The sequence below is a fragment of the bacterium genome, from assembly GCA_027622355.1.
Classification (GTDB): domain Bacteria; phylum UBA8248; class UBA8248; order UBA8248; family UBA8248; genus JAQBZT01.
In genome coordinates this window covers 1-10,279 of sequence record JAQBZT010000078.1, presented here as the reverse complement: position 1 = coordinate 10,279, position 10,279 = coordinate 1, and the positions used below count along the sequence as shown (strand labels likewise).

General features: G+C 62.0%; 10 protein-coding genes. All 10 read left to right on the top strand.

The window, feature by feature from the left end; all coding sequences use genetic code 11:
- The coding region (locus O2807_06390; GenBank protein ID MDA1000130.1) for an SDR family NAD(P)-dependent oxidoreductase at positions 1-635 on the top strand (635 nt) is incomplete at its 5' end.
- Positions 636-981: 346 nt separating this feature from the next.
- Complete coding sequence (locus O2807_06385; GenBank protein MDA1000129.1) at positions 982-2,640, top strand: 2-isopropylmalate synthase; 1,659 nt, start codon at positions 982-984, stop codon at positions 2,638-2,640.
- Between the two features lie 310 nt (positions 2,641-2,950).
- Positions 2,951-4,225, top strand: coding sequence for an amino acid ABC transporter substrate-binding protein (locus O2807_06380; protein ID MDA1000128.1), 1,275 nt, complete (start codon positions 2,951-2,953; stop codon positions 4,223-4,225).
- An 84-nt stretch (positions 4,226-4,309) separates the two neighbouring features.
- Positions 4,310-5,182 carry a branched-chain amino acid ABC transporter permease gene (locus tag O2807_06375; GenBank protein MDA1000127.1) on the top strand — a complete coding sequence of 291 codons (873 nt, stop codon included), beginning with the start codon at positions 4,310-4,312 and terminating at the stop codon, positions 5,180-5,182.
- Positions 5,183-5,186: 4 nt separating this feature from the next.
- Positions 5,187-6,149, top strand: a complete 963-nt coding sequence (locus tag O2807_06370; protein MDA1000126.1) for a branched-chain amino acid ABC transporter permease — start codon at positions 5,187-5,189, stop codon at positions 6,147-6,149.
- Positions 6,146-6,871, top strand: coding sequence for an ABC transporter ATP-binding protein (locus O2807_06365; GenBank protein ID MDA1000125.1), 726 nt, complete (start codon positions 6,146-6,148; stop codon positions 6,869-6,871). Before O2807_06370 ends, O2807_06365 begins: the two co-directional genes overlap by 4 nt.
- The gene (locus tag O2807_06360) at positions 6,861-7,592 is read left to right on the top strand and encodes an ABC transporter ATP-binding protein (protein ID MDA1000124.1); all 732 of its coding nucleotides are present in this window, start codon (positions 6,861-6,863) and stop codon (positions 7,590-7,592) included. Before O2807_06365 ends, O2807_06360 begins: the two co-directional genes overlap by 11 nt.
- 195 nt (positions 7,593-7,787) lie before the next feature.
- A complete protein-coding gene (gene mnmA / locus O2807_06355) occupies positions 7,788-8,858 on the top strand; it encodes a tRNA 2-thiouridine(34) synthase MnmA (GenBank protein MDA1000123.1) in 1,071 nt (356 codons plus the stop codon).
- Positions 8,859-8,992: 134 nt separating this feature from the next.
- Positions 8,993-9,601 (top strand): isoprenylcysteine carboxylmethyltransferase family protein, encoded by a 609-nt coding sequence (locus O2807_06350; GenBank protein MDA1000122.1) that lies wholly within the window; start codon positions 8,993-8,995, stop codon positions 9,599-9,601.
- Between the two features lie 193 nt (positions 9,602-9,794).
- The coding region (locus O2807_06345; GenBank protein ID MDA1000121.1) for a methyltransferase domain-containing protein at positions 9,795-10,279 on the top strand (485 nt) is incomplete at its 3' end.

The window sequence follows — 10,279 nt, the reverse complement described above, 5'->3', positions numbered from 1 at the left end:
TGGAGAAGCTCGAGGCGGCGGCCGGCGAGATCCGCGCGCTGGGCCGCGCCGCAGCGGCCATCCCCCTCGATCTGTCGTTGCCCGAGAGTGTCACGGAAGCGGTCCGGCGGGCGACCGGGGAGCTGGGCGCCGTCGATATTTTGGTGAACAACAGCGGGGTGAGCGGCATGGGCTGGGCGGTCGATCTGCCGCTGGCCGATTGGGACGAGGTGATGGCCACGAATCTGCGGGGCGCGTTTTTGATGTGCCAGGCGGTGGGGGAGCAGATGATCGAGCGCAAGAGCGGGGTGATCGTGAACGTGGCCTCGGTGGCCGGGATGATCGGCGTCAAGATGCTCTCGGCGTATACGGCGAGCAAGGGGGGGCTCCTCCAGCTGACGAAGACGCTGGCCCTCGAGTGGGCGAGATTCGGGATCCGGGTGAACGCGCTGGCGCCGGGCTATGTGCGCACCGACATCAACCAGGGGATGTTCGAGTCCGAGGCGGGCGAGCGGATGATCAAGACCCATATCCCGATGGGCCGGGTCGGCCTGCCGGAGGATATGGCCGGGGCGGCGGTGTTCCTGGCGAGCGATGCCTCAAGCTACATGACGGGCGCCGCCCTGGTGCTCGATGGGGGACAGAGCGCGATGTAGGAAAAACCCCCGAAGATCATGGGTTCTGCGCTATTTTTCGGGGCCTGGGCTTGACCTCGGAGCCGGGTTGGACGATAAGAAAAGAAGAAGTGATTGCGGAGGCCTCTCCGCATTTTTCGGGGTTTGGCCTGCCCAAGGGCCGGCTCCTTGGAGCGAAAATTGAAGCACCGGTCGGATCAGAGGAGGATCCGGGGCGAATCCAGATCGCCCCAAATATCGCTGGCGGCCCAGGAGCCGGTTTCTTAACCGGGTCCGAAAGGACCCTTCCGCGCGGCGCGGGCGGCGAATGGATACAGCCCCCCGGCCGGAGAAAATGTTTTTCATTTTTCCTGGGAGCCAGTGAGTCATGTCAGGCAAGCCAAGCAAAACCCCATCGAAATCCAAGCAGACCAACCGGGTCCGCATCTTCGATACCACCCTCCGCGACGGGGAGCAGTCCCCCGGCTGCAGCATGGATCATTTCCAGAAAATCGAGATCGCCCGCCAGCTCGAAAAGCTCGGCGTGGACATCATTGAGGCGGGTTTTCCCATCGCCTCGAACGAGGAGTTTGAATCCGTCAAGGAAGTCGCCAAGGCGGTGACCAAGGTGACCGTCGCGGGCCTTTCGCGATCGGCGCGGGGCGACATCGATCGGTGCTGGGAGGCGGTGCGCCACGCAAAGCGGCCCCGCATCCACACCTTCATCGCCGCATCGGACATTCACCTCAAGCACAAGCTCCGGATGACGCGGGCCGAGCTCCTCAAGGAGGTGGCCGCGTCCGTGCGCCACGCCCGGAGCCTCTGCGACGATGTGGAGTGGAGCGCCGAGGACGCCACCCGCGCGGACTGGGACTTTCTCGCCGAGGCGGCGCGGATCGCCATCGCCGAGGGGGCGACCACGGTGAATCTTCCCGATACGGTGGGCTATATCGTTCCCTCCGAGTTCAAGCGGTTCTGGGAGCACATCTTTGAGAAAATTCCCGCCTACGATGAGGTGATCTTCAGCGCCCACTGCCACAACGATCTGGGCCTCGCCGTGGCGAACAGCATCGTTGCGGTCGAGTGCGGCGTGCGGCAGGTAGAGTGCACCATCAACGGAATCGGCGAGCGGGCCGGAAACGCCTCGCTCGAGGAGTTCGTGATGGCGCTCAAGACGCGCGGCGATGTCCTCGATTTCAAGACCGGCATCAAGACGAAGGAGATTTACCCCACGAGCCGTCTCCTGACGGCGATGACGGGGGTGAAAGTCCAGCCCAACAAGGCGATTGTCGGGAAGAACGCCTTTGCGCACGAGGCCGGCATCCATCAGCACGGCGTCATCTCCAAGGCGATTACCTACGAGATCATGACGCCGCAGTCGGTGGGGCGGCCCTCGAACACCCTTGTTTTGGGGAAGCACTCGGGCCGCGCCGGGCTCAGAAAGCGCTACGAGCAGCTCGGCTTCAAGATGGACCGCGATGAGATTTCCGCCATCTATCTGCGGTTTATCGATCTGGCCGACAAGAAGAAGGAGGTCTACGACGAGGACCTCATCATGCTTCTTCAGGCGCGCCGGGCCTCCGAGGGAGACACCTACTTCCAGATCGAGCATCTCCAGGTGACGACCTCCACCGGGACCGAGCCCGCCTCACAGGCGACGATCACCCTGAAGGAGGGCGCGACCGCCCGCACCGAGACGGGCGACGGGAACGGTCCGGTCGAAGCGGCCATCAACGCGATCAACAAGATCGTGGGGGTGAACGGCTCGCTCCAGGATTTTTCCGTTCAGGCGGTCACCCGGGGCCGGGATGCGATGGCCGAGGTGAACCTGGTGGTCGAGTTCAGCGATGGGGTGCAGGTGGCCGGCCACAGCGCGAGCATTGATACGGTCGAGGCCGGGGCCCGCGCCTACGTCAGCGCCGTGAACAAGTACATGCTCTCCCAACGTCTCAAGAATGGCGATTTGGCGAAGGTGAAGAAAGCCGCGAAGAAGGCGGCCGGGAAATCCGTGAAGCGGAAAACATCGCGAAAGCCCAAAAAGAGTTAGATTCCCTCAGACGGAATCAGGCGGGGTCCCTTCGGGGACCCCGTTTTTTTGAGGGGGGGACAAGAGATGGTTTTGGGCAGGAAGGGGAAGGGGCCGGATCGATAAAAGAGTAAATAGCCTGAAATCAATAAGATGGGAAGTTTTGTTTTTGGCCCCAAAAATCGTATACTTTTCGAATCTCGTTATCCGAAAACGGTGCCCAAAGCGTATTGTACGTGCACCCGATGCTTCAGGTAACTTTGAAAGGTTGTGTCCGGCCGCGGGGAGGAAGCGGCGGATTCACGGTGAACAACATAGGGGAGGAAGTATTGTGAGAAAACTGACTCGCAGAGTTTGCAGGTGGGTTTTGCTGGGCGCGCTGGTTGCCGTTTTGGCCGGCGGCCTGGCGGCGGCTCCCGTTGCCGATGCGGCCAAGCCGCTAAAGATTGGCTTCAGCATGGCGCTGACCGGGCCGCTGGGGCCGGCGGGCAAGGCCGCGCTGCTGGCCATGGAGATCTGGCGCGACGATATGAACGCCCAGGGCGGCCTTCTCGGGCGCAAGGTCGAGCTGGTGTACTACGACGATCAGACCAAGCCCGCGAACGTGCCCGGCATCTATGCCAAGCTGCTCGATGTCGATAAGGTTGACTTCGTCGTCTCGCCCTACGGGACCAACCTGATCGTTCCGGCGCTGCCGATCGTCATGGAGCGCGGCTTGGTCTTCATGAGCCTGTTCGGCCTCGATGCCAACCACAGATTTAAATACAACAATTATTTCCAGATCATGCCGTCGGGCGAGGATCCCGCTGTGGACCAGACGAGGGGCTTTTTCGAGATCGCGATGAAGCAGAAGCCGCGGCCCAAGACGATCGCGTTCCTCTCGGCAGACTCTGAGTTCGCGCGCAACGTAGTGGTAGGCGGCCGGAAGCACGCGAAAAGGCTCGGCCTCAAGATTCTCTACGACAAGCGGTATCCCTTCCCCGGCACGACGGACTTCACCCCGATTCTCCGGGCGGTGAAGGCCACCAATCCGGACCTGTTCTTTGTCGGCTCCTACCCGGGCGGTTCTATCGGCATCGTCAAGGCCGCGAATGAGATCGGCCTGAAGCCGAAGCTCTGGGGCGGCGGCATGGTGGGTCTCCAGTACACCGCCATCCAGATGAATCTCGGCCCGCTGCTCAACGGGATCGTGGACTACTGGTTCTGGGCGCCGGAGCCGACGCTGAAGTTCCCGGGCATCAACGAATTCCTGAAAAAATATCAGGAGCAGGCGCCCGCGAAGAAGCTTGACCCGCTGGGCTACTATCTTCCGCCCTTTGCCTATGCCTACGTGCAGGTCCTGGGGGACGCCATCAAGGCGACGAAGAGCTTCGATCAGGCGAAGGTGGGCGCCTACATCCGGGACAACACGCACTCCACCGTCGTGGGCGACGTGAAGTTCGGGAAAAATGGCGAGTGGAAGCAGGGCCGGACGTTATTGGTCCAGCTCCAGGGCATCAAGGGCCACTCGATGGAAGAGTTCACCATGCCCGGTAAAATGGTGGTGCTCTATCCGCCAAAGTACAAATCCGGCAACTTGATCTATCCATACGAGAAAGCGAGATAACGGAAGATCGGCTCTCGAGAGCCGGGGGCCGCGCCTGCAAATGGCGCGGTCTCCGGTCTCGGTGCGGCTTCCGCGGGATGAAATATGGTGAATGTTGATTTTTTCTTGAACGCACTTATTGCCGGTATTTTGCTCGGCGGCTTTTACGCAGCGATCAGCGTTGGGCTCTCCCTTTCATTCGGTCTTCTGGATGTCGTGAATATCGCGCACCCGGCGTTTATTATCTCCGGGTCGTATCTGGCCTTCTACGTGAATTCGAAATTTGGGGTTGACCCCATCCTGGCGGGCCTGCTCTTCGCCGTTCCTTTCTATTTTGTGGGTGTCATCGTCTACCGGATCTACTACAACGTTTTCGAGAAGACAGGGGCGGAGTCCCTGCGCGGGCTGGTCTTTTTCTTCGGCCTTTTCTTCTTGATCGAGGTGCTTCTCATCATCACCTTCGGGGTGGACTACCGCCTGGTTCAGGCCGACTACATCGGCAAATCCGTCCAGCTGGGCCCGATCGGCATCGCCTACCGGCTTTTCGTCCCCTTCCTTTGCGGCGGACTTGTCTCGGTCGCTCTGTACATCTTCTTGAAGAAGACCTTTTTCGGAAGAGCCGTCATGGGGGTGGCGCAGGACGCGCTGGCCGTGCGCCTCATGGGCATCAACCCCATCCGTGTCAAAACCGTCGCCTTCGGCCTGAGCATCGCGACGGCCACGATGGCGGGCGCCCTTCTCATCATGATCGGTCCTGTCGAGCCGACCATCGGGCGCGAGTACATCGGACGGGTGTTTGCCGTGACGGTTCTGGGCGGTTTGGGCAGCATGAGCGGCACACTGCTGGCCGCCTTGGTCCTGGGAGTCGCGGAGAGTTTCACCTCCTCGTTTTTCGGCCCCTCGTGGTCGCTGGCCGTGTCATTCGGTATCCTGCTCGTTTGCTTGGCGGTCCGGCCCTCTGGGCTGTTCGGGAGGTAGTGCGTTGAAGAACGGAAAGACACGGTTCTTGCTCCTGGCGGCCGCGCTGATCGTGATCGCGTTCTTCGTCACGGTGTTTATGGAGAACCGGTTCTACTACAAGGCCGCCTATGTCGTGCTCCAGTACATTGCCCTGGCGACTGCCTGGAACATTCTGGGGGGATATACCGGCTACGTGAACTTCGGGACGGCTTCTTTCTTCGCCATGGGCGCCTATACGGCGGTGGCGCTGATCATCGCCTGGAAGCCGCCCCTGTACGTGCTTCTCATCGCGGGGGGCGCGGTGTCAGGCCTGATGGGGCTGGGAATCGGCTATCTCACCCTCCGGCTGAGGGGGGTCTTCTTCTCCATCGCCACCCTGGCGCTGGCCGTCGTCCTCCAGATGGTGGTCTCGAACTGGGATTATGTGGGCGGCGGAAAGGGGACGGCCATTCTCAAGCCCCGGAGCGTCCCGTTTTTCTCGAATTACGATGAATTCCTCTTCTTCATCATGGCCGCCCTCGCCGTCGCGGCGGTAATTGTCGCCTGGCTGATCGAAAACTCCTGGGTGGGAAGAGGAATGGCCGCGATCCGCGACAACGAGGAGGCGGCCGAGTGCATGGGGGTGCCGATTCTCAAGCTCAAGCTTTTTGCGACCACGCTGAGCGGAGCGATGATGGGCATCGTCGGTGCGCCGTTCTCCTACTTCGTTGTCTACATCGAGCCGACATCGGCTTTCCACCTCGACTATGCGGTCAACAGCCTGGCGATGCCCATGATCGGCGGGACGACGACCTGGCTCGGCCCGGTGATCGGCGCCGTCCTCGTCGGGACGGCGCAGCAGATCGCGATCGTCACCCTCTCGGCGGAGATGAACCTGCTCATTGTGGGAAGCCTTTTGGTCGGCTTCGTCGTGTTCGCTCCCGAGGGCATTGTGGGCCTGCTGCGGAAGCTGCGCGGCCGGGTCGCGGGAAGGGCAGGCGGATGAGCGAGACGCTTCTCGATATCCAGGGCGTGACGAAGCGCTTCGGGGGCTTTCACGCCCTCTCTGAGGTCAGCCTGCACGTGAACAAGAACGAGCGCTTCGGCCTGATCGGCCCGAACGGCTCGGGCAAGACGACCTTGATCAATTGCATCTCCGGCGCCCTGCGGAACGACGGCGGCAAGATTCTTTTCGCCGGGGAGGACATCGGCGTGTTGCCCGCCTACCAGCGGACGCGCCGCGGTATTGCCCGCAGCTTCCAGATTCCCAAGCCCTTTACCAGCATGACCCTTTGCGAGAACCTCTGCATTCCGCTTGAGTACACGGCCCATGCCAAATCGCACGGAGGCAATGTCGTCGCCGAGGCGATGGACATCCTCGATCAAATCGGCCTGGCCGACCGGGCGAACTTGTATCCCGCCGATCTGACGCAGATCGATATGCGCAAGCTGGAGCTGGCGCGGGCCATGGCGGCGAAACCGAAGCTGCTGATCTCCGATGAGGCGATGGCGGGCCTCTCGGCCAACGAGGTGGACGGCATCCTCGAGATTCTCTTCAAGCTGAACGAGGGGGGAATCACCATCATCATGATCGAACACATCATGCGTGCGGTGATGAACTTCTCCGAGCGTATCGTGGTTCTCGACGCGGGCCAGAAGATCGCCGAAGGGAAGCCGGACGAAATCGTCAACAACAAAGAAGTGGAAAGGGCCTATCTTGGCGAATAGAGTGGTCGTCAACAATCTGGAGGCGGGCTACGGCTCCGTCCAGGTGCTGCACGGGGTTTCGATCGAGGTGAACGACGGCGAGACGGTCGTCCTCCTCGGCACGAACGGCAACGGAAAGAGCACGCTGATCAAGTGCATCATGGGCATTATCCCGCCCACCAGCGGAGAAATTTACCTGGAGATCGACGGCGAGCGTATCAATCTGGCGGGCAAGACGCCGGAGGAGATCGTCAACCTGGGAGTCGCTCTCGTGCCGGAGGGCCGGCGGCTCTTCCCGCTGCTGACCGTCGAGGAGAATCTCCTCCTGGGCGCCTACCGGCCCGCGGCCCGCAAGGATATCGGCCGGAACATCGAGTTTTGCTTCGAAGCCTTCCCCATCCTTGAGGAGCGCAAGCACCAGCTCGCCGGCAGCATGAGCGGGGGCGAGCAGCAGATGCTGGCCGTGGCCCGCGCCCTCATGTCGGCGCCCAGGATCCTGCTGGTGGATGAGCCCTCTGTGGGGCTCGCCCCCATTTTGGTGAGCCGCGTCATCGCCAAGATCAAGGAGCTGAAGGAAAAGTACAACCTGACCGTCCTGATGGCCGAGCAGAACTTCAACCAGGCGGTCAAGATCGCCGATCGCGGCTACATCATCGTCCACGGCCAGATTGAGTTTGAGGGCAAGGACGCAAAAGAGCTGGCGGAAAACGAGATGATCAAGAAGTTCTACCTGGGCGTCTAGCCCCCCGCCTCCCCATCCCGCATCTGCCGCGCCGATTCCCGAAAGCACTCCGGGATTATCTGGAGGTTTCTTCTCCGCTGGGGTATAAATTGCCCCGGGAGCGGAAGCGGGCGATTCGGCTTGCCGTTTTCCTTCCTCCCACAGATTTTTCACGGTTTTCCGCAGGTTTTCCACGAAAGAGAAGGGCGGGCGGCAATGGGTGAGCGGGTGGTCGTCGCCATGAGCGGCGGGGTGGACAGTTCGGTGGCCGCCGCGCTGCTGGCCGAGGCGGGCCATGAGGTCGTGGGGGTGGGGCTCCGCCTCGCCGATCGGCCGGTGACCGAATCCTTCCACCGGGGCTGCTGCGCCCCGCGCGATCTGGCCGACGCCCGCGCGGTGGCGGCGAAGCTGGGCATCCCGTTCTATGTGCTGGACGTGCGCGAGGCGTTTCGCGAGCAGGTGATCGAAAATTTCATCGAAGAGTACGCCCGGGGGCGCACGCCGGTCCCCTGCGTGGCTTGCAACCAGGTGGTGAAGTTCGACTATCTGGCCGAGAAGGCCAGGGGATTCGGGGCGGAGAAGCTGGCGACGGGCCACTATGCGCGCCTCGTGGAAAAAAACGGCCGCCTCACCCTGGGGCGCAGCGCCGACCGCGAGAAGGATCAGACCTACTTCCTCTTCGGGATGAGCCAGGCGCAGCTTGCCGGTGCGATATTCCCCCTCGGCGACTTCGAGAAAAGCCAGACACGGGAGATCGCCCGGCGGCTGGGGCTGCCTACCGCCGAGAAGCCCGAGAGCCAGGAGATCTGCTTCGTCCCCAAGGACGATTACCGCGCCTTTCTGCAGAGCGAGCGGCCCGGAATCGATCAGCCGGGCCCCATCGTCGATCGGGAGGGGAGGGCCCTGGGTGCGCACCCCGGGATCACGAACTTCACCGTCGGCCAGCGCAAGGGGATCGGCCTGGGCGGCGGCGCCCCGCGCTATGTGCTGGAGCTTCAGTCCGGGGCGGCCACGGTGGTGATCGGCGGGCGGGAGGAACTCCGCCGCGAGCGCTTTCTCGCGGAGCGGGTCGCCTGGTCGGTCCCGATCCCGGAGGAGGGGGCGCGCCTTCTCGTTCAGGTGCGCCACCGCCAGCGCCCCGCCGCCTGCCGGGTCAGGCTCCTGCCGGAGGGTTTCGCCGAGGTGGTGCCCGAGGATCCCGCCGCGCTGGGCGCCGTGGCGCCGGGGCAGGCCGCGGTGTTCTACGAGGGTGACATCATGTTCGGCGGCGGCTGGGTGTCGTCCTGACCCTGTATTTTGACGATGCGTTCCAGAGTGTGGCATCTTGAGCGGAGGTTTTCTGTCTTCTTTTTCGCTGTATACGGGCCCCTCCCGGAGCGGATGGGCATGAACCTGCGTGTTGTCACGAGAGGGAAAAATTGATGGGTTTCAGGAAGCGGCTGCACTGGAACCACTACCGGGTCCTTGTCGCCACGAACGCCGCGCTGCTCATTCCGGTGTTCTCTCAAAAAGAGCCGAAGACCTTGGGCATCGTCTTGTTGGCTCTGGGTGTTTTGTTGCGCTGCTGGTCTCTCGGGAACATGGAGAAGAAGAAAGCCGTTCTGGCCATGAAGGGCCCCTACGCCTTCTCCCGGAACCCGCTCTATATCGCAAACATTCTCCTGGCCGCCGGCGTGGGGGCGGCAATGGGTTATGCATGGGTGGCCGTTCTTTTTCCGCTCTTGGCGTTCCTGGTGTTCCGCTACCGCGTGCAGCGGGAGGAAGCGCATCTTCGAGTGATTCATGGGGCGGCCTATGACGCATACTGCGCCCGTGTCGCGCGGTGGCTCCCGATGAGGATCCCGCATCCATGCCCATCCTGGAGCTTTGACTGGAAGTCCTTCTCCCGCAATCATGGCTTTTCCAACCTGGCCGGTTTTGCGGCGTTTATGCTCTGGTGGGATGTCCTCGGCGACCTCATCATGCCCTGGCTGCAAGAAGGCAAGCCCATCGCATTTCTGCTCGGGCGCTATTTCCGCCATTTTATCTAGTTTTTCCGCCCCCGTGGCCGGCCGCCGCGCTCCAGGAGGATGACGTCTGTGCGGCGGCAGGGTGCCGGCCTGAAGCGCGCTTTGACGAGAGGTTTTCCGCTGGGCGTCCTCCGTCGGGTTTTGCGGTATCGTGGCCGCCATTCACAGTTCTGGCCGGGAGAACACCGGGGAAACATAAAACGCGCGGGTAGCCATGATCAGTTCAAAGCGGGTCAAAAAATTCTTTCGCCACTTCATCTTCATCGAAAATGGCGTCCGGTGGGTGAAGCGGCAATTGTGGTGCCTCTTCTGCCGCGCGATTCGCACCGGCAAAATCAACGCCTATCTCCGCGCGCACCCGGTGCGCAAGCTGCAGATCGGCGCCGGACACGCCGCCCTCGATGACTGGCTGAACACGGATTTCTCGCCAAAAGACAGCCGTTTTGTGTACCTCGATGCCTGCCGGCGGTTCCCTTTTCCGGATGACAGCTTCGACTATATTTTCTGCGAGCACCTGATAGAACACCTCTCCTTTCCGGAAGCCCGCTACATGATGGGGGAGTGCTTCCGCGTCCTGAAGCCGGGGGGCAAGATACGCGTCTCCACGCCCGACCTCGATGTGGTCATGGGGTTCCTCGCCCGGGAGAAGACCGGAATCCAGGAGCGCTACATCGAGTTCGCCTTCAGGAGATGGATCTC